The organism is Sphaerisporangium rhizosphaerae (assembly GCF_042665155.1).
Lineage (GTDB): Bacteria > Actinomycetota > Actinomycetes > Streptosporangiales > Streptosporangiaceae > Sphaerisporangium > Sphaerisporangium rhizosphaerae.
In genome coordinates this window covers 76147-93349 of record NZ_JBHTCG010000023.1, presented here as the reverse complement: position 1 = coordinate 93349, position 17203 = coordinate 76147, and the positions used below count along the sequence as shown (strand labels likewise).

16 protein-coding genes are annotated in these 17203 nt (G+C 73.6%); 4 read left to right on the top strand and 12 right to left on the bottom strand.

Annotated features, from left to right (window positions below; all coding sequences use genetic code 11):
- Nucleotides 1-124: 124 nt before the first annotated feature.
- Complete coding sequence (locus ACFQSB_RS27900) at nucleotides 125-1384, bottom strand: sulfate adenylyltransferase subunit 1 (protein WP_380829872.1); 1260 nt, start codon at nucleotides 1382-1384, stop codon at nucleotides 125-127.
- A gap of 154 nt (nucleotides 1385-1538) precedes the next feature.
- Here ACFQSB_RS27900 and tnpA point away from each other — a divergent pair, with 154 nt between their 5' ends.
- On the top strand, nucleotides 1539-1940 hold the full coding sequence (tnpA, locus tag ACFQSB_RS27895) for an IS200/IS605 family transposase (RefSeq protein ID WP_380829871.1): 402 nt from the start codon (nucleotides 1539-1541) through the stop codon (nucleotides 1938-1940).
- The gene (locus ACFQSB_RS27890; RefSeq protein ID WP_380829870.1) at nucleotides 1933-3117 is read left to right on the top strand and encodes an RNA-guided endonuclease InsQ/TnpB family protein; all 1185 of its coding nucleotides are present in this window, start codon (nucleotides 1933-1935) and stop codon (nucleotides 3115-3117) included. The genes tnpA and ACFQSB_RS27890 overlap by 8 nt, the downstream gene beginning before the upstream one ends.
- Before the next feature lie 174 nt (nucleotides 3118-3291).
- Here ACFQSB_RS27890 and cysD read toward each other — a convergent pair whose 3' ends face one another.
- From cysD to ACFQSB_RS27835, 11 genes are all read right to left on the bottom strand, one after another.
- The gene (gene cysD / locus ACFQSB_RS27885; protein ID WP_354835632.1) at nucleotides 3292-4197 is read right to left on the bottom strand and encodes a sulfate adenylyltransferase subunit CysD; all 906 of its coding nucleotides are present in this window, start codon (nucleotides 4195-4197) and stop codon (nucleotides 3292-3294) included.
- Between the two features lie 11 nt (nucleotides 4198-4208).
- On the bottom strand, nucleotides 4209-4991 hold the full coding sequence (locus tag ACFQSB_RS27880; protein ID WP_380829869.1) for an SDR family oxidoreductase: 783 nt from the start codon (nucleotides 4989-4991) through the stop codon (nucleotides 4209-4211).
- Nucleotides 4976-5947: a sulfotransferase gene (locus ACFQSB_RS27875; protein WP_380829868.1), complete on the bottom strand. Its 972-nt coding sequence runs from the start codon at nucleotides 5945-5947 to the stop codon at nucleotides 4976-4978. Before ACFQSB_RS27875 ends, ACFQSB_RS27880 begins: the two co-directional genes overlap by 16 nt.
- A 22-nt stretch (nucleotides 5948-5969) precedes the next feature.
- Entirely contained in the window at nucleotides 5970-6866 is an 897-nt protein-coding gene (locus ACFQSB_RS27870; protein WP_354835626.1) for a family 3 encapsulin nanocompartment shell protein, read from the bottom strand.
- 13 nt (nucleotides 6867-6879) lie between these two features.
- Nucleotides 6880-7920 carry a transketolase family protein gene (locus ACFQSB_RS27865; RefSeq protein ID WP_380829867.1) on the bottom strand — a complete coding sequence of 347 codons (1041 nt, stop codon included), beginning with the start codon at nucleotides 7918-7920 and terminating at the stop codon, nucleotides 6880-6882.
- A complete protein-coding gene (locus ACFQSB_RS27860) occupies nucleotides 7917-8690 on the bottom strand; it encodes a 1-deoxy-D-xylulose-5-phosphate synthase N-terminal domain-containing protein (RefSeq protein ID WP_380829866.1) in 774 nt (257 codons plus the stop codon). Before ACFQSB_RS27860 ends, ACFQSB_RS27865 begins: the two co-directional genes overlap by 4 nt.
- Complete coding sequence (locus ACFQSB_RS27855) at nucleotides 8687-10690, bottom strand: M20/M25/M40 family metallo-hydrolase (protein ID WP_380829865.1); 2004 nt, start codon at nucleotides 10688-10690, stop codon at nucleotides 8687-8689. The genes ACFQSB_RS27860 and ACFQSB_RS27855 overlap by 4 nt, the downstream gene beginning before the upstream one ends.
- Nucleotides 10681-11709 carry an N-acetyl-gamma-glutamyl-phosphate reductase gene (gene argC / locus ACFQSB_RS27850; RefSeq protein ID WP_354835618.1) on the bottom strand — a complete coding sequence of 343 codons (1029 nt, stop codon included), beginning with the start codon at nucleotides 11707-11709 and terminating at the stop codon, nucleotides 10681-10683. The genes ACFQSB_RS27855 and argC overlap by 10 nt, the downstream gene beginning before the upstream one ends.
- Nucleotides 11706-12614: a RimK family alpha-L-glutamate ligase gene (locus tag ACFQSB_RS27845; RefSeq protein ID WP_380829864.1), complete on the bottom strand. Its 909-nt coding sequence runs from the start codon at nucleotides 12612-12614 to the stop codon at nucleotides 11706-11708. Before ACFQSB_RS27845 ends, argC begins: the two co-directional genes overlap by 4 nt.
- Nucleotides 12607-12792, bottom strand: coding sequence for a lysine biosynthesis protein LysW (locus ACFQSB_RS27840; RefSeq protein WP_354835614.1), 186 nt, complete (start codon nucleotides 12790-12792; stop codon nucleotides 12607-12609). The genes ACFQSB_RS27845 and ACFQSB_RS27840 overlap by 8 nt, the downstream gene beginning before the upstream one ends.
- A gap of 155 nt (nucleotides 12793-12947) precedes the next feature.
- Nucleotides 12948-13676, bottom strand: a complete 729-nt coding sequence (locus ACFQSB_RS27835; protein ID WP_380829863.1) for a 2OG-Fe dioxygenase family protein — start codon at nucleotides 13674-13676, stop codon at nucleotides 12948-12950.
- A 334-nt stretch (nucleotides 13677-14010) separates the two neighbouring features.
- On the opposite strand from ACFQSB_RS27835, the gene ACFQSB_RS27830 reads away from it, so the two are divergent.
- Both ACFQSB_RS27830 and ACFQSB_RS27825 read left to right on the top strand, forming a co-directional pair.
- Nucleotides 14011-16758, top strand: coding sequence for a helix-turn-helix transcriptional regulator (locus tag ACFQSB_RS27830; RefSeq protein ID WP_380829862.1), 2748 nt, complete (start codon nucleotides 14011-14013; stop codon nucleotides 16756-16758).
- A 13-nt stretch (nucleotides 16759-16771) separates the two neighbouring features.
- Nucleotides 16772-17179, top strand: a complete 408-nt coding sequence (locus tag ACFQSB_RS27825) for a hypothetical protein (RefSeq protein WP_380829861.1) — start codon at nucleotides 16772-16774, stop codon at nucleotides 17177-17179.
- Nucleotides 17180-17203 lie beyond the last annotated feature (24 nt).

Sequence of the window (17203 nt, the reverse complement as noted above, 5' to 3'; positions counted from 1 at the left end):
GGTTAATGGCCGGCGCTACTCCATTGGCGCCCGGCGTTACTCAATTCGCGGACCGGCCGCCCGGAACCCCCGGGCGGGTCCGTCCCGGGGGTGGCGCCGCGTCCGCGTGACGGCAGGCGGGACTTCAGTCGAGGCCGCCCGACCCGGTGATCATTCCGGCGCCCACCGTGGCGTTGGTCGCCTCGTCGATGAGGATGACCCCGCCGGTGAGCCGGTTGCGCGAGTAGGGGTCGCAGAACAGCGGGCGGGTGACCCGCAGGCTCACCCTGCCGATCTCGTTGCGGCGCAGGACGCCGGCGTCCTGGTCGCGGTGCAGCGTGTGCACGTCGAGCCGGTAGTGCAGGTCGCGGACCTGCGCCCGCGCGGTGCGGGTGGTGTGCTTGACGGTCAGCGTGGACTGCGGCCGCATCGGCTGGTCGCCCATCCAGCACACCATCAGGTCGACGTCCTGGGTGACCGACGGCGCGTTGCGGGGACGGCAGAGCATGTCGCCGCGGGAGATGTCGATGTCGTCGGCCAGCCGCAGCGTCACCGACATCGGCGGGAACGCCTCCGCCACCGGCCCGTCGAGGGTGTCGATGGCGGTGACCCGGGTGGTCAGCCCGGACGGCAGGTGCAGCACCTCGTCGCCGGGCCGCAGCGTGCCGCCCGCGAGCTGGCCCGCGTAGCCCCGGTAGTCGCGGTGGTCGCCGGTCTGCGGCCTGATCACGTACTGCACGGGGAAGCGCAGGTCGACCAGGTTGCGGTCGGAGGCGATGTGCACGGTCTCCAGCAGGTGCAGCAGCGAGCCGCCCTCGTGCCAGGGCATCTCCGGCGATCGGGCGACCACGTTGTCGCCGTTCAGCGCCGAGATGGGCACGAAGGTCACGTCGGAGGCGGTGAGCTTGGCGGCGAACGCCGTGAACTCGTCCTTGATGCGCTCGAAGACCTCCTGGCTGTAGCCGACCAGGTCCATCTTGTTGACGCACACCACGATGTGCGGCACGCCGAGCAGGCTGAGCAGGACGGCGTGCCTGCGGCTCTGCTCCAGCACGCCCTTGGTCGCGTCGACCAGGACGATGGCCAGGTCGGCGGTGGAGGCCCCGGTCACCATGTTGCGGGTGTACTGCACGTGGCCGGGGGTGTCGGCGATGATGAACTTGCGCTTGGGCGTGGCGAAGTAGCGGTAGGCCACGTCGATGGTGATGCCCTGCTCCCGCTCGGCCCGCAGGCCGTCGGTGAGCAGCGCCAGGTCGATGCGGTCGTTCCCGCGGGCCAGGCTGACGCGTTCGACCGCGTCGAGCTGGTCCTCGAAGATCGATTTGGAGTCGTACAGCAGGCGGCCGACGAGCGTGCTCTTGCCGTCGTCGACCGAGCCGGCCGTCGCGAACCGGAGGATGTCCATCACATCCTCCCGAGGGGACCGTCGCCTTCAGGCGACGGAGGAATCGGGAGCGGGAGGGCCGCCAAGGCCCGGGCGTGTCCTGACCGGTCAGGTCTGCGCATCAGAGTTCTCCAATCACCGCATGTCAGATGCATAGTGCTGCTAAAAAGATCGTGTGACTCGTCAGGTGCGCACCTCTCCCGGCGCGGCGTACGACCTCGGGTGCCGCCTCGTGTGGTGCCCGAAGTACCGCCGCCCCGTTGTGGGCGGCCGGGTCAAGGCTGCCGAGCACGGCCGGCCGATCGTGGCGCTGGAGGTCATGCCCGGCCGTGGGTGGCTGTTGGTCAAGCTGTACCCGAACACCACGCCGTCGTTCGTGACCGACCGGTTCAAAGGCTTCATTCCCTACCACCTACGGGTCCGGTTTGCGCACCTGCGTTCCCGGTTGCCCACCTTGTGGTCACGCTGGTCGCGGTCGTACGTGGTGGCCACGGCTGGCGCGGTGCCGGCTGAGATGGTGCGGTGTTACATCCAGACGCAGGACGAGCGCATCCCCAAGCAGGAGAGCCGTGCGTAGGTCGTACAAATTCTTGCTGCGCCCTACCGGCAAGCAGGTGATCGCGCTGACGGCGTGCCTGGACGATCACCGCGCCTTGTACAACGCTGCGCTGGAGCACCGCCGCACCGCCTACGCCAAAGCCGGGGTGAGCATCAGCTACGGCGATCAGTCGGCCGAGTTGAAGCACATTCGCGCCGAGGATCCCTCGGGTCAGGGCCGGTGGTCGTTCTCCTCCCAGCAGGCCACCCTGCGCCGTCTGGACAGGGCGTTCGCGGCGTTCTTCGCCCGGGCCAAGGCCGGGCGCGCGCCGGGCTTTCCCCGTTTCAAAGGTAAGGGCCGGTTCGACACCGTGACCTGGCCCAGCAACGGTGACGGCTGCCGGTGGGACGCCCAGTCCGATCACCCGTCGGCGACGTTCGTCCGTCTCCAGGGCGTGGGGCATGTCCGAGTCCACAAGCACCGGCCCGTGCGGGGCACCGTCAAGACGATCAGCGCCAAGCGGGAGGGTTCCCACTGGTACCTGGTGCTGTCGTGTGACGGCGTGCCCGCCGAACCGCTGCCCGCGACCGGTGCGGCGGCCGGGATCGACATGGGAGTGTCGTCGCTGGTCACCACCAGCGACGGCAGGCACCTGGCCAACCCGCGCCATCTGGCCGCCTACGCCGGCCGCCTGGCCGCCGCCCAGCGCGACCTCGCCCGCAAAAGGCGCGGTTCCAAGCGCCGCCGCAAGGCCGCAGCCCGGGTCGCCGCCCTGCATGCCAAGGTGCGCCGCCGACGCTTGGACGGCGCGCACAAGGCCGCCCTGGCCGTGGTGCGCGGTTACGACGTCATCGTGCATGAGGACCTGCGGATCGCGAACATGACCCGCTCGGCGTCCGGGACGCTCGATGCCCCAGGGCGCAACGTCGCCGGCAAGTCCGGTCTCAACCGTTCGATTCTCGACGCGGGCTGGGGGGTGTTCCTGACGATCCTGTCGCACAAGGCTGAAAGTGCCGGTCGAGAGCTGATCGCGGTGAACCCCGCCGGCACATCCCGCACCTGTGCCCGATGCGGGCACCAGGCAAAGGAGAACCGCCTCACCCAGGCCGAGTTCCGGTGTGTGAGATGCGGGCATGTCGCGCACGCCGACGTGAACGCGGCGATCAACATCCTCAGGGCAGGGCTTGCCCTTCGCGACGCTGCGAAAGCGGCTTAACGAGAAGCCGCTCTCTTCAAGGAGCGGAGGAGTCACGGTCATAGCTGGCTCGATTCGCCGAGTCGGACAAGGCCCGTGTCATTGCGGGGCATTGCGGGGGCGTGGCGGGGTGGGGGCGGCGCCGGGAGGCGGCTCGGACGCGGTCGCCGGCGCGCCCCCGCCGGCCCCTGAAGGTCAGAAGTAGCCCTCGCGTTTGCGGTCCTCCATCGCCGCCTCGCTCGCGCGGTCGTCGGCCCGGGTGGCCCCCCGCTCGGTGGTCCTGGCGACCGCGATCTCCTTGATGATCGAGTCCACGTCGGAGGCGGCGGAGGAGACCGCCCCCGTGCACGTCATGTCGCCCACCGTGCGGAAGCGCACCGTCGTCCGGTACACCGGCTCGTCCGGGCCGGGCGACAGGTACGGGTTCTCGGCGAGCAGCATGCCGTCGCGCTCGAAGACCCGCCGGGCGTGGGCGAAGTAGATGGAGGGCACCTCCAGCCGTTCACGCTCGATGTACTGCCACACGTCCAGCTCGGTCCAGTTGGACAGCGGGAACACCCGGATGTGCTCACCCTTGCGGATGCGGGTGTTGAACAGGTTCCACAGCTCGGGCCGCTGGTTCTTGGGGTCCCACTGGCCGAACTCGTCGCGGAAGGAGAAGACGCGCTCCTTGGCCCGCGCCTTGTCCTCGTCCCTGCGGGCGCCGCCGAACACCGCGTCGAACCGGTGCTCGGCGATGGTGTCCAGCAGCGTCGTGGTCTGCAGCCGGTTGCGGCTGGGCCACCGCCCGCCCGGCTCGGCCACCCGGCCGGCGTCGATGGAGGCCTGCACCGAGCCCACCACCAGCCGCATGCCGAGCTCGTCCACCCGCCGGTCGCGGAAGTCCAGCACCTCGGGGAAGTTGTGTCCGGTGTCGACGTGCACCGCGGGGAAGGGGATCGGCGCCGGCCAGAACGCCTTCTCCGCCAGGCGCAGCAGGACGATGGAGTCCTTGCCGCCGGAGAACAGCAGGGCGGGACGCTCGAACTCGGCGGCGACCTCGCGGAAGACGTGGATCGCCTCCGACTCCAGCGCGTCGAGCTGCCCGAGCTGGTAGTCCATCACCGCCGCCCTCATCCCAGCCCCCGCGTGTTGCCGCCGTCGGCGACCAGCACCGTGCCGGTGACGAACCGCGCCTGCTCACTGGCGAGGAACGCCGCCAGAGCCCCGAAATCGTCCGGATCGCCGACCGTGCCGAGCGGGATCTCCGCGGTGATCTCCTTGAGCGCGGTCTCCTTGTCGTGGGCCAGGCGAGCGTCCAGGAAGGTCTCGAACGCGGGCGTGCGGTGGCACCCGGGCGCCAGCACGTTCACCGTGACGCCGCTCGCGCCCAGGGTGTGCACCAGGCCCTTGGCGAAGCCCAGCAGGCCGAGGCGGGCGGTCGCCGACAGGGCGGTGCCCGGCAGCGGCTGGCGCACCGCCTCGGAGGTGATCAGCAGGACGCGGCCCCAGCCGGCGGTCTTCAGGTGCGGCAGCGCGGCCAGCGCCAGCGCCACGTGCGGGAGCATGGAGGAGTCCATCGCCTCCCGGTACTGGTCAGGGGTGAAGGCGTCGGCCCGGCCGTGCGGCACCCCGCCGGAGTTGGTCACCACCACGTGCAGCGCGCCGAACGCGGCGACGGTCCGCTCCACCCAGCCGGCCACCGCGCCGTCCTGGCGCAGGTCCACCGCGGTGCTCAGCACCCGCCCGGGACCGGCGGCGTCGACCTCGGCGTGCGCGGCGGCCAGGCGCTCGGGATCGCGGGCGGCGATGGACACGTGCGCGCCCTCGGCGGCGAGCGCGCGCGCCACGCCGAGGCCGAGCCCGCTGCTCGCCGCCGCGACCAGGGCGACCCGCCCGGTCAGTCCGAGGTCCATCTCAGGCTCTCCTTTCCGATCGGGGTGCGGCGGCCCGGCACCTGCACCGGGTAGCCGTAACGGGGCAGCAGCGGCAGGGCCAGAGCGGTCGCCGTCACCGTGTGGCGGGCCGGCAGGTCGGTGCGCCACCGCTCGTCCGGGCGGATCGCCACCGCGCCCTGACGCAGCCGGTCGGGGTTGCCGGTGACGGTGTGGTTGCCGCCCAGGTGGACGGTCCCGCCGGCGTCGACCGGCGTCGCGTCGTCCAGCCCGGCGAACCGGATGACCCGCTCGACCACCTCGGCCGGGGCCGCGCACAGGTCCTCGTGGCGCACCCGCAGGTAGCGGTCGCCGGCGGCGGAGCCGACCAGCTCGGAGGCCACATTGAACCCCGTCCAGTAGGCGGTGCTGGCCGCCGGGCTCATGGGCGAGATGTACTGCTTGCTCTTGTGGTACGAAAGGGCGGTGGCGCGCGGGTCGCGCACGACGTGCAGCACCCGCACGTCCAGGTCGTCGCGCCCCAGCAGCGCCGCGGCCTCGGCCGGGTACTTGGAGCCGTCGACCACCAGCCGCTCGCCGCCCCGGGCGGCCAGCTCGCGGTAGAGCCCGGCCATCCGGTCGAGCACGGCCGCCACCGGGGCCGGGGCGGGCCGGCCCGACCGCGTCTCGGCCAGCCGGGCCCGCGTGTGCCGGGTGCGCAGCAGCCGCCGCTGGGCGGCCGTCATGCCGCGCGCCGCGGCCGCGAGGTCCTCCTCGCCGGTGGAGGCGAGGACCGCCGACCACAGGGGGCAGGCCCGAACCTGCTCCCCGCAGCCGCAGACCGAGTTCGTACCCGCCCGCAGCACCCCGTTCTGCCACAGATAGTGCAGCTCGCCCGCGTGAAGCACCCCCGGAAGCTCGTTGAGCACGTTCCCCAGGAGGGTGCTGCCGCTGCGCAGCCAGCCGGTGATGTACAGGACTCTGGGTCGGTCTGTCATCGTGGGTGAACCTCCGGTCGCATCAGGGGCGGGACAGCAGCAGGAAGTGCTGGGGCAGGTGCACGGCCAGGCCGACCCGGGCGTGCGCCCTGACCACGTCCTCGCCCTCGGGCCCGGCGTTCCTGCGCAGTGACAGGGACGACACGCCCGGGTCGAGCAGCGTGACCGCGGCGCGGAAGTCGCCGAGCAGCGCCTTGCCGCGCGGCATCATGCGGGTGCGGGCCACCTTGATGCCCACCTCGGTGAGCTTGCTCAGGGTGCCGTCCTGCACCAGCCGCCAGTACAGGGACGGGTGGGCGACGATGCCGTCGCAGGAGCCGCCGGTGTCCTCCACGCGTGCGGCGGCGGCGGTCAGGTCCGCGCAGACGTCGTCGCCGAGCTCGCCGGTGCGCACCTCGGGCAGGGTCAGCAGGCCGCTGATCCTTCCGTCGGCGGTGCCGTGCAGCAGCGACTCGTTCTCCACCACGCCCAAGCGGACCAGCACGCGGTAGTCGACGAACGCGGCCAGCAGGGCGGGCTCGTCCAGCAGGCCCTTCGGCAGCGGGACGTCGATCACCAGGTCGGTCAGCTCGGCGTGCTGGACGCTCGGCCCGAACGCCGACTCCGGCGTGCTGGCGTAGGTGTTGCCGGGCACGTCCCGGCCCGCCTGGGGGGCCTCGCGGACGTAGGCGGAGGGCCGGTCGCTCACGCTGGCCACCTTCAGCAGGTGGCGGACGGTGTAGCGCGGGCGGGTGGCGAACAGCGGGAACGCCGCCGGCAGATAGCCGTGGATCGGGACGACGGTGTCGCCGTCCTCCCGGCCGCGCGAGACGGTCCAGGCGAACTCCTCGCCGGGGCTGCGCCTGGTCAGCGCCGGGTCGGCGAGGGTCTGGCGGGTCACCTCGAGGGCGGTGGCGCTGCTGTGGGTTGTCGTTGTCATGTCGCTCCCTGGCTCAGGTGGTGGGGGAGAGCGTGGCGCCGGGGTTCGCCATGCTGGGGGTGGGACGGCCGGCGGGGGCGCCCGCCGGACGGGTGAGGGGGGCGTGCGGCCGCGCCGGGCGGGACGCGCCGAGGACCGATGCGCCCGCGGGGGTCTCGCCGGCGCCCGCCGCGGCCAGCACGGCGGGCACGGTGAGGCCGAGCGCGGCCAGGGTCTCGTCGTGGGACCCGCCCTCCGAGGGCCAGGAGGGCCCGGCGTTGACGCTGTGCACCTCGTGCCGGGGCAGCAGCAGCGCCAGCGTCGAGGCGACGCTGCCGGCGGCCCGGTGCTCCTCGACCACGACGATCCGCCGGGCGTGGTCGGCGAGCTCGGCGGCGGCCTGCGACAGGCTCTCGAAGTCCACCCAGCACAGGTGGGCGTGCGAGAGGTCCGGGCGCCGCTCGGTGGCGGCCACGCAGAGCTGCGCGGGCTTCTCACCGACCGACACCAGCAGGGTGGGCCCGCCCGTGCCGCTGACCCAGCCGACCTCGCCGCGCCCGGCCGGCTCGAACGGCGCCTCGTAGGGCTCGTTGCGCGCCAGCCGCACGTAGCAGGGCCGGTCCTCGTCGGCGGCGGCCTGGATGACCGCCCGGGTCTCGGCCTCGCCGCACGGCACGGCGATGCGCACCCCGGGCAGGCTCTGCACCACGGCCAGGTCCTCCAGGCTGTGGTGGGTGGGCCCGAACCAGCCGCCGGACACCCCGCCGTACGGGCAGACCAGCACGACCGGCGCCTGCTGGTAGCCGAGCCCGAGCTTGACGCTCTCGGCCGCCCGCCAGGTGCCGAACGCGGCGAAGGTGCTGAGGAAGGGCCGCAGGCCGGCCGAGGCCAGCCCGACCGCGATGTCCACCGCGGCGGCCTCGGCGATCCCCAGGTTGAGGAACCGCTCGGGGAAGCGCTCGGCGAACGGGTGCGACGGGCCGCCGAGGTCGGCCTCCAGGCAGACGATGCGCGGGTCGAGGGCCGCGAGCGCGGTCAGCTCGTCCTTGTAGGCCTCGCGTCCGGGGAGCGTCATCGGAGCACCGCCTTCCACTGCCGGGCGCGGGCCGGGCTGATCTTGACGTAGTGGGAGGCGGCCTTGCCCTCGGTGGCGGGCACGCCCTTGCCCTTGACGGTCGCGGCGAGCACCGCCTTGGGCCGGTCCTCGGGGACCAGCACGGCGGCGAGCTTCTCGATGTCGTGCCCGTCCACCTCGGCCACCTCGAACCCGAACGCGGCCAGCCGCGCCGGCAGGTCGGTCATCGGCGAGATGTCGGCCACGTACCCGTCGTTCTGGCCGCCGTTGACGTCGACCACGACGGTCAGGCCGCCGATGCGCTTGGCCTGGACGATCTGGAGGGTCTCCCACACCAGGCCCTCCTGCAGTTCGCCGTCGCCGACCACGGCGATGGCGCCGCCGGGCTCGCCGAGCAGCCGCCGCGACAGCGCCCAGCCGGCCGCGTAGGCGAGCCCGTGGCCGAGGCTGCCGGTGGGGAACCGCACGCCGGGCACCTTGGGGGAGGGGTGACCGGTGTAGGGGCCGCCGGCCCGGCCGTAGCGCGGCGCGGGGTCCTCCTCGATGTCGCCGGTCTGGTGCAGCACCGCGTACAGCGCGGCGGCGGCGTGGCCCTTGCTCAGGACGACCTCGACGCCGGGCCTGGACTCCGCGACGGTGTGCGCGGCGACCAGGATGTCCAGCACCGACAGGCTGCCGCCGAGGTGGCAGCCCGCCGGGCTCGCGGCCATGTCTACCACCGACCCGCGAGCGCGCAGGGCGCGCTCGCGGGCCAGGTCGATGTCGTTCATCTCCTTTCTCCCGTCGTCACGGCGCCCGCGATGGCGGGCACGGGGGGCACTGCGGGAACCGCGGTGACCGCCGGCACGGGGGTGACCGCGGGCGCGGCGGACGCGCCGTCGCGCAGCCAGCGCCGCACCGCCTCGCCGAGCACCTGGACGGCCAGCCGGTACTCGGCCGCCTCCAGGCGCTCGTGGGGGGTGTGGTCGAGCGCGGCGTCGCCCGGCCCGTAGGCCACCATCGGGACCTCCCGCCAGGTGGTGGCGAGGGTGTTCATGTCGCTGCTGCCCTTCTTGGCCAGCAGCCGGGGCGAGGCGCCGGTCGTGGCCCGCAGGGCGCGGGTGAACGACTTGACCAGCGCGCTGGTCCGCGGGGTGGCCACGGCGGGGGTCGCCAGCAGGGTCTCCACCCGCACCGGGTCGGGGGCCGCCCTGCGCAGGGCGTCGATGACCTCGCTCGTCGTGGTGCCGGGCGGGACCCGCACGTCCACGACGGCCTCGGCCGTCTGGGCCTCGCCCTCGCTGCCCGCGCGCAGGCTGAGCACGGCGAACAGCGTGTCGGCGCCCAGGCGGGCGACCTCCGCCTCCGCCGCGGTGACGGCGTCGGCGATCCGGCTGGCCGCGGTCCGCGCCGCCTTGCCCGCGGTGTGCGCGGTCGTCTGGGACACGCTCAGGCGCGCCTTGCACACCCCGTGGTAGCCGACGGTCAGGGCCGCGGCCCCGCTCGGCTCGCCGATGATCACCGCGTCGGCCGGGTAGTGGTCGCGGGCGTAGAACGCGCCTTCGGCGGTGCGCTCCTCCTCGACGGTGCCGACGACGCGCACGGTGGCGTCCTCGGGCACCTCCAGGGCGGCCAGCGTGGCCAGGAAGGCGGCCAGGCTGCCCTTGGCGTCGACGCTGCCGCGCCCGGTGATCGCCTCGCCGTCCCAGCGGACCGGCCACCGGTGGGGCACCGTGTCCAGGTGGCCGAGCATCAGCAGCCGCCGCGGCCCGGTGCCGCGGGTGGCCACCAGGTTGCCGGCCGCGTCGACGCGCGCGTCCACGCCGTTCGCGGCGCACCAGTCGACCAGGTAGTCGGCCAGCTCCCGCTCGTCGCCCGACACCGAGGACAGCTCGACCATCCGGGTCAGCAGCCCCAGGTCGGGCGCGGGGGCGGGGGCCCGCCAGAAGCGGGTGCCGCCCCGCGCGTCCAGGGTGTGCGGGCCGGTGATGGCGATGTCGGGCGTGCCCGCCAGCGCCAGCTCGGCCGCGCGCACCTTCTGCCGCATCCGGCCCCCGGCGTAGCCCATGCCCTCGCCCGCGGCGGCCTCCGGAAGCGTGCTGCCGGGGTCGGCCGGGTCGGTGAGCAGCCCCGCCGTCCCGGTCACCAGCCGCAGGTGGTCGGCGTCCAGGGCCAGCGCCGCCTCGGCGGCCAGCACGTCGGCGTCGACGTTGAGCGCCGAGCCGCCGTCGGTGGCGGCCACCGGCGGCGACAGGCACACCACGTCGAAGGCTTCCAGCAGCCGCGCCAGGCGGGCGCCGTCCACCTGGGTGACGGTGCCGGCGCGGTGGTCGCGTACGAAGCGCTGCCGGCCGCCGTCCAGCGCCCGGATGGGGCCGTTCGGCGTCGCGGTGACCAGGCTCTCGGCCCGGCCGGTGGTGGCGAACACCGACAGCCCGCGCCGGCCGAGCTCCTCGCGCACCCGGGGCAGGGTGATCTGCTCGTAGGCGTCGATGATGTGGGTCATCTCGTCCGGAGGGCAGTAGCGCACCTCGTCGCCGCCGCGCAGGGTCAGCGTCCTGACCGGCCGGCCGATGAGGGCGTAGTGCAACTTGATGTCGGCCGCGCCGCCGGTGATCACCAGCAGCCGGACGCCGCGCCCGCTCAGCTCGGCCAGCTCGTCGTACACGCCGTCGTGGCGCAGCGTCGAGCTGCCCAGTTTGACCACGTACAGCGCCCGGTGGCCGTTGACGGCCTTCAACGCGGGGGCGCCGTACCCGGCGGCCGTGCTCACGGCCCTGCTCACGGCCATGGTCCCACCTCCGGCAGTCCGAGGGTCTCCTCCAGGCCGAAGATGCGGTTCATGGCCTGGACGGCCTGGCCGGCCCCGCCCTTGATCAGGTTGTCCAGGGCGGACACCGCCACGCAGCGGGAGCCCTCCACCGACACCCCGACCTCGGCGGTGTTGGAGCCGACCACGGTCTTGAGCATGGGGAACGCCATCGGCGAGCGCCCGTTGCTCATGCGCACGAACGGGGCGTCCGCGTAGGCCCTGGCGTAGGCGCGGCGCACCTGGCCGGCGTCCACGCCCTCGCGCAGCCAGGTGTAGGCGGTGGCGAACACCCCGCGGGTCACCGGCAGGCTGAAGGCGGAGAACTGCAGCTCCGGCGCGGCGCCCGTCCAGGTGGACAGGGCCTGGCGGATCTCCGGCGCGTGCCGGTGCCCGTGCAGCTTGTGCACCCGCACGTTGCCGTCGCGCAGCGCCGGATGCTCGGCGCTGTGGTTGCCGCCGCCGCTGGAGCCGGTCTTGGCGTCGACCACCGCCCTGGGCTCCACCAGCCCGTCGCGGAACAGCGGGTACAGCGCGTACAGCCCGGCCGAGGCCATGCAGCCCGGCAGGTTGACCACCGGCTCGCTCGGTTTGGCGGTGAACTCCGGCACGTAGTAGGGGATCGGCTCGCGCCAGCCCTCCGCCGACTCGGGGTAGTGCTCGGCGATCTCGCCCGGGTCGCGCAGCCGGTAGTCGCCGGCGACGTTCAGCACCAGGTCGGCCTGGCCGCTCACCTCGTCGAGGATGCGCGGGAGCACCCCGTTGGGCAGGCACGAGAACGCCACGTCCACCTTGGACAGCTCGTCGGCGGCGCGCAGCCGCCGCCCGGCGAGCCGCGAGTTGCGCAGCCCGGACACCACCTGCCCGAGCGGCTTGCCCGCGTGCTGCTGGGACGACATGAACGACACCTCGGCCTGCGGGTGGTCGCTCAGCAGCCGGATCAGCTCGGCGCCGATGAAGCCGCTCGCCCCGAGCACGGCGACTCTCATCCGCTCGGTCATGCCGCCCTCTCCTTCCGCTCGGCGAACCTGCCGGCCCGGTCCTGGGCGTCGATGACCGAGCGGGCGAAGCGGGCCAGGTGGGCGGGGATGTCGACGCCGTGGACGCCCACCGACTTGGCGAACTCGGGATTGGTGTTGACCTCCAGCACGTACAGCTCGCCGGTCTCGGCCGACTCGGCCAGGTCGACGCCGTAGAAGCCGGGGCCGAACAGGTCCACGACGCGCCTGGCCAGCTCCGCCGACCTCGGCGACAGCGGGATCGGCTCGACCGTCCCGCCGAGGTGGGTGTTGGTCCGCAGGTCGGGGCTCACCTGCTTGTAGGCCACGACCGGCGTGTGCCCGACGATGATCACCCGCTCGTTGAAGCCGGGCTTGGGGATGTACTGCTGCACGACCACCGGGAAGGAGCGCCCTGCGGGGTCCAGTCCTTCCCAGCCGCCGCTCCAGGCGGCCAGCTCCGCGGGGGTGGTGATGTGCACGATGCCCCGGCCCCAGGAGCCGCTGACCGGCTTGACGACGGCGTGGCCGCCGAGGGCCTCGATCTGCTCGCCCACCTGCTCGGCCGAGAAGGCGATGCGGGTGGTCGGGTGGGGGAGCCCGGCGCGGGCGAAGGCGAGCGCCTGCAGGTCCTTGGACAGGCACAGGCGCACGGCGGCGGGCGAGTTCAGGGTGGGGATACCGGCATGCTCGAAGCGGTCGGACATCCCCGCCAGCTCGCGGTGGGAGACGTTGCGCAGGATGACCAGCCGCGGCGCGAGCGCCGGGTCGTTGAGAAACGCGGTGGTATGGCGGGGCGTCACGGACCGCGCGGTCAGACCGGCCGCGCGGAACGCCGAGAGGAGAAGTTTTTCCTCCGGGCGCATGATCGTGACGGAGACCAGCACGTCCGCAGGGGCGTCACTCACCCCAGTCCTCCTCGACCTCCGGCGCCAGGTCCAGACGGACGACCGGCGCGGTGTCCAGCACTTCGTGCTCCTGGCCGCAGCCGCGGCAGGCCAGGATGTCGCCCAGTTCGACGTCGGACGGCACGGCGATGTCCGTCTCGCACTGCAGGCAGGCGGGGGCGGCCGTGATGTTTGCCATGACAACTCCTCGGCGTGATTTGGCGTTTCGGGTGACGGGACGTCCGGCCCGGCGGGTTCGCCCGGGGCCGGCGCGTTCGCGCGCGCCTCGCATGCGGCGCCCTCGAGGTGCAGGGCGCCGATGGCGTGCGGGCACCGCCCGGGGCGGCGGTCGGTTCAGCCGCCGGGCTGCACGCGGTCGAAATCGATGATCATCATGTCCCGGACGGCGCTGGTGGCGTCGGCCGGCCTGATCGGGGTGACCTCGTGCTCCATCGTGCGGTCGTCGATCACGACGGTCTCCATCGGCTCCAGCAGCGTGTGCTCCAGCGCGGGACGGTCGCCGCCCTTGCGGAACACGCGGCTGAGGCCGCCGGAACAGCGCTCCCGGTTGACCAGGTGCATGATCACGTAGTCGTGGCCGTCGCTGTGCCGCCCCTCGGGGGCCGGCGCCGACGCGGCGTCGCCGGTGGCCACGATGCGGATCAGGTGAACGGTGACCAGCCAGGTCTGGTGCTCGCCTTCCAGGCGTCTGACCAGGCCGAGGTCATGTTCGAGGGCCGCACGGAAGCAGAGGTTCTCGTAGGTCTCGGCGGTGATCGGGGCGAAGGTGCGCACCTGCCCGCCGTACACCGAATTGATCTCAGCGCTCTGGTAGAAGGCCCCGTGCGGCGCCCTCTCCATGGTCACGCCCGCGCCCTCGCCGCCATGGGCCAGCAGGTGCCCGATGCGGCGGAGCCGGGTGGTGCCGTGACTTTCCCTGACGTACTCGTCGGCCGGAAGGTCTTCCCAGTACTTGGCGAACTCGTTCCATTCGCTGGTCGCCGTAATGGGGAGCCTGCCGTGGCTCCACCCTTTCTCGACGACCTCGGCGGGCCATGGGGCGGACGTTTTCGTTATACGCATTGGGCCGCTTTCTCGTGTCGGGTTTCCCTGTTCTGTGCGGAGTGCCGGTCCGATCGGAACTTTCAGCCTTGCCTGCGACCAAGGTAGGCAACGGTTTATCGCGAGGTAATACCTCGCGCTGCTCTGTTGGCCGCACGGCGCTACTCAATGGGCGCCGTGCCGTTACTCACCCGCTTTGCCGCCGGTAACGGCGCAGGTGGGAGCCCATTGTGAGCGTGTAAGGGAACGCACATGACGGATTCACATCGGCCGAATGACCGGCGCACTGGTGTCGGAGATGGGCGCTAAATGACAATGATCGGGAAACGCGCAACGATGACACGGGAGAGGCGATATGACGCTCGAAGTCCCTGTCGCGCCGGACCAGGTCGGCCTGATCGCAGGCGACGGGCGCTCCCCGCTCTACGTTCCGCGGTCATGGGTCGCGATGGCCGAGCTCGGGCACGTCTTCGTCGGCCGGCGCGACGAGCTGGACCGCATCGCCGCCGCCATGCGCCACCCCGGCCTGTCCGGGGCCGCGCTCATCGGCGACGGCGGCGCCGGCAAGAGCCGGCTGCTCGCCGAGGTGGTCCGGCGGGCGGACGAGGAACGGTTCCACGTCGTCCGCGCCTGCGCCTGCCAGGCCACCTCGGCGGTGCCGTTCGGAGCCTTCGCGCAGTACCTCCCCGCCGCCCTCATGGACACCGCCTTCAACGGCAACGCCCTGCGCATGGCCGCCGACGCCCTGATCGGCCAGTCGGGCGGCCGTGACCTGCTCCTGGTCATCGACGACGCCCACCAGCTCGACGAGGCCTCGGTGGCCCTGGCCTTCCAGATGGCCCGCCACCGCGAGGCGTTCGTCCTGACCGCCTCGCGCAGCGGCGAGGGCGTCCCCGACCCCGTCGCCGACCTGTGCACCAGCGGCCTGGCCGAGTGGATCGAGGTGCGCCCCTTCACCCGCGACGAGGTCAGGGAGATCCTCTCGACCACGCTGGGCGGCCCGGCCGAGGGCGTGCTGGTCCAGCGGTGCTGGGACGCCACCCGCGGCAACGCCTTCCTGCTGCGCGAGCTGATCACCGCCATGCTCGAGACCGGCGCGCTCACCCTCGCCGAGGGCGTCTGGCGCGGCGGCGACCCGCTCCCGGTCACCTCCCGGCTGGCCGGGCTGGTCGACAAGCGCCTCGCCGGCCTCACCCCCGAATGCCGCCGTGCCCTGGAGCTGCTCGCCTTCGGCGACTCGGTCAGCCCGGACGTCCTGGCCGCCCTGGTCTCCCGCGCCGCCGTCGAGACCGCCGAGGCGCGCGGCATCGTCAAGGTCGAGCGGCTCGGCGGCCGCGACCGCGCGCGGCTCGCCTACCCCCTGTACGGGGACGTCCTGCGCGCCCGCGCCCCGCGCCTGCGGGCACGCCGATGCAGGGAAGAGCTCGCCGACGCCGTCGAGGCCGCGGAACCCGGCGCGGACGACCTGCTCAGGGTCGCGGCCTGGCGCCTGGAGAACGGCGTGCAGCCGCCCGCCGGCACCATCGCCGCCGCCATGAGGAGCGCCTGGTCGCACATGGACCTGCCGCTGAGCCGGCAGCTCGCCGCCTGCGCCGTCGACGCGGGCAAGGGCGTGGAGATCGCCGAGCCGCTCGGCTACGGGCTGATGTTCGCCGGCCGGCCCGGCGACGCCGAGGCGCAGCTCGCCCGTCTCGGCCGCCCCACCCGCGAGCGCGAGCGCGCGCTGCTGACCGGCGTCCGCGCCTTCAACCTGGCCTTCGGCCTCGACAGCGTGTCCGAGGCGTGGCTGCTGCTCCGCGCCGAGCTGCACGACCTGCACGGCGGCGAACCCCGCGCCGAGCTGCGCGCCCTGCAGGCCCTGCTGCACGTCTTCGCCGGACGCTGCCAGACGGCCGTCGTGCTCGCCGAGCAGGTCATGGCCGAGACGCCCGCCGGCGTGCGCGCCCGCTGCGTCGCCGAGGTCGCCCGCGGCGTGGCGCTGGCCTTCCTGCGGCGGCCCGAGGAGAGCCTCGCCGCCCTCGCCGAGGCCCGCGAGCACAGCCTGCGCTGGCAGGGCGAGCTGCCCTGGCTGGAGATCTTCATCGAGCTGGGACGGGTGCACGCCTGCCTGCTCACCGGCCGCTTCCTGGAGGCCCAGGAGTGCGCCACCGAGGGGTACGACCGGGCGGTGGCGCGGCAGTTCCCCTTCGCGATCGCCTGGTTCTGCCTGCTGCGCGGCCTGGTCGCCCGGGCGCGCGGCGAGGTCCGCGAGGAGCTGCACCGCTGCCGCGAGGGCGTCGCCATCGCCCGCGACCACGGCAACCGCGGCCTGCTCGCCGTCCTGCTCGCCCAGCTCGCCCAGGGCCTCGCGCTCGCGGGGGACGTCAAGGCGGCCCGCAGGGCCCTGGCGGAGGCCGACGGCCTGGACCAGCGGTCCCTGTGGCTGCTCCAGCCGTGGATCGAGCTGGCCCGCTCATGGGTCGCCGCGGCCGGCAACTCTCCCGACGCCCCCGCCATCGCCCAGAAGGGCGCGGCGCTCGCCCGCGAGTTCGGCGCCGTCGGCATGGAGGCCCTCGCCCTGCACGACGTGGCCAGGATGGGCGCCCCCCAGCACGTCCTCGGCCGGCTCCGCGAGCTGGCCGGGCAGGCCGGCGGCGGCGCGGTGCCGCTGTACGCGGCGCACGTCGCGGCGGCCGCCGCCCGCGACGGCGACGGGCTCGCCGCCTCCTCGGCCGGTCTCGAGCGGCTCGGCAGCCCCCTGCTGGCCGCCGAGGCGGCGGCCGAGCAGGCCAACTGCCACCGCGCGGCCGGCGACCTCGCCGCCGCCTCGGCCGCGGCGGCCAGGGCGCTGCGCCTGGCCAAGTCGAGCGGCGCCCGCACTCCCGCCCTGTCCGCGCTGGAACGGCCGCGGCTCACCCGCAGGGAGCACCAGATCGCCGAGCTGGCCGCCAAGGGCATGTCCAGCAAGGAGATCAGCGCCCACTTCGTGCTGTCGGTGCGCACCGTCGAGAACCACCTGCAGCGCGCCTACCGCAAGCTCGGCATCGGCGACCGCGCCGAGCTCGGCGCCCTTCTCGGCCTCTTCCAGCCCGCCCCCGACGACGACCGTGACCCGGCGACGTGAAACGAGGTGTGCGATGAACTCCGGCATGCAGTCCTACGTGGAATGGATGGTCAGGGCCCGCTGGGGCCAGGTCCCCACCACCCCCGACGCCCTCGCGGGGCCCCCGTCCACGCGGCCCCCGCACGGCGACCAGGACCACAGACCCGGCGACCCGGCCCGCGCGGACGACGACCCGGCCTTGACCACCGGTCGGCCGCCCCTCGCGAACGGCGACCCCACCCGCGCGAACGGCGACCCGGGCCTGGCCAACGGCGCTTCGGCCCTCGCGAAAGGTGACCCGGCCGTCGCGAACGGCGAGCCGGGCCACGGCCGCGGGGGCCGGCGTACCCGTGTTCCGAGACTCGCGAGCCTCCTCGGGCGCCGACGCGGCGGGTCCTTGGTGGGTCGCGGGGAGCCGGGGTTCCCTCCGCCTCTCGACTGATCGCAGGCGGCCGGCGGGACAGGG

What these genes read in the sequence shown, in the direction of transcription:
- ACFQSB_RS27835 (WP_380829863.1), bottom strand. Translation starts at nt 13,676, where the DNA reads ATGCGTATAACGAAAACGTCCGCCCCATGGCCCGCCGAGGTCGTCGAG.
- ACFQSB_RS27840 (WP_354835614.1), bottom strand. Translation starts at nt 12,792, where the DNA reads ATGGCAAACATCACGGCCGCCCCCGCCTGCCTGCAGTGCGAGACGGAC.
- ACFQSB_RS27900 (WP_380829872.1), bottom strand. Translation starts at nt 1,384, where the DNA reads ATGGACATCCTCCGGTTCGCGACGGCCGGCTCGGTCGACGACGGCAAG.
- ACFQSB_RS27865 (WP_380829867.1), bottom strand. Translation starts at nt 7,920, where the DNA reads ATGACGCTCCCCGGACGCGAGGCCTACAAGGACGAGCTGACCGCGCTC.
- ACFQSB_RS27870 (WP_354835626.1), bottom strand. Translation starts at nt 6,866, where the DNA reads ATGACAACGACAACCCACAGCAGCGCCACCGCCCTCGAGGTGACCCGC.
- ACFQSB_RS27860 (WP_380829866.1), bottom strand. Translation starts at nt 8,690, where the DNA reads ATGAACGACATCGACCTGGCCCGCGAGCGCGCCCTGCGCGCTCGCGGG.
- argC (WP_354835618.1), bottom strand. Translation starts at nt 11,709, where the DNA reads ATGACCGAGCGGATGAGAGTCGCCGTGCTCGGGGCGAGCGGCTTCATC.
- cysD (WP_354835632.1), bottom strand. Translation starts at nt 4,197, where the DNA reads ATGGACTACCAGCTCGGGCAGCTCGACGCGCTGGAGTCGGAGGCGATC.
- ACFQSB_RS27830 (WP_380829862.1), top strand. Translation starts at nt 14,011, where the DNA reads ATGACGCTCGAAGTCCCTGTCGCGCCGGACCAGGTCGGCCTGATCGCA.
- ACFQSB_RS27875 (WP_380829868.1), bottom strand. Translation starts at nt 5,947, where the DNA reads ATGACAGACCGACCCAGAGTCCTGTACATCACCGGCTGGCTGCGCAGC.
- ACFQSB_RS27880 (WP_380829869.1), bottom strand. Translation starts at nt 4,991, where the DNA reads ATGGACCTCGGACTGACCGGGCGGGTCGCCCTGGTCGCGGCGGCGAGC.
- ACFQSB_RS27825 (WP_380829861.1), top strand. Translation starts at nt 16,772, where the DNA reads ATGAACTCCGGCATGCAGTCCTACGTGGAATGGATGGTCAGGGCCCGC.
- ACFQSB_RS27855 (WP_380829865.1), bottom strand. Translation starts at nt 10,690, where the DNA reads ATGGCCGTGAGCAGGGCCGTGAGCACGGCCGCCGGGTACGGCGCCCCC.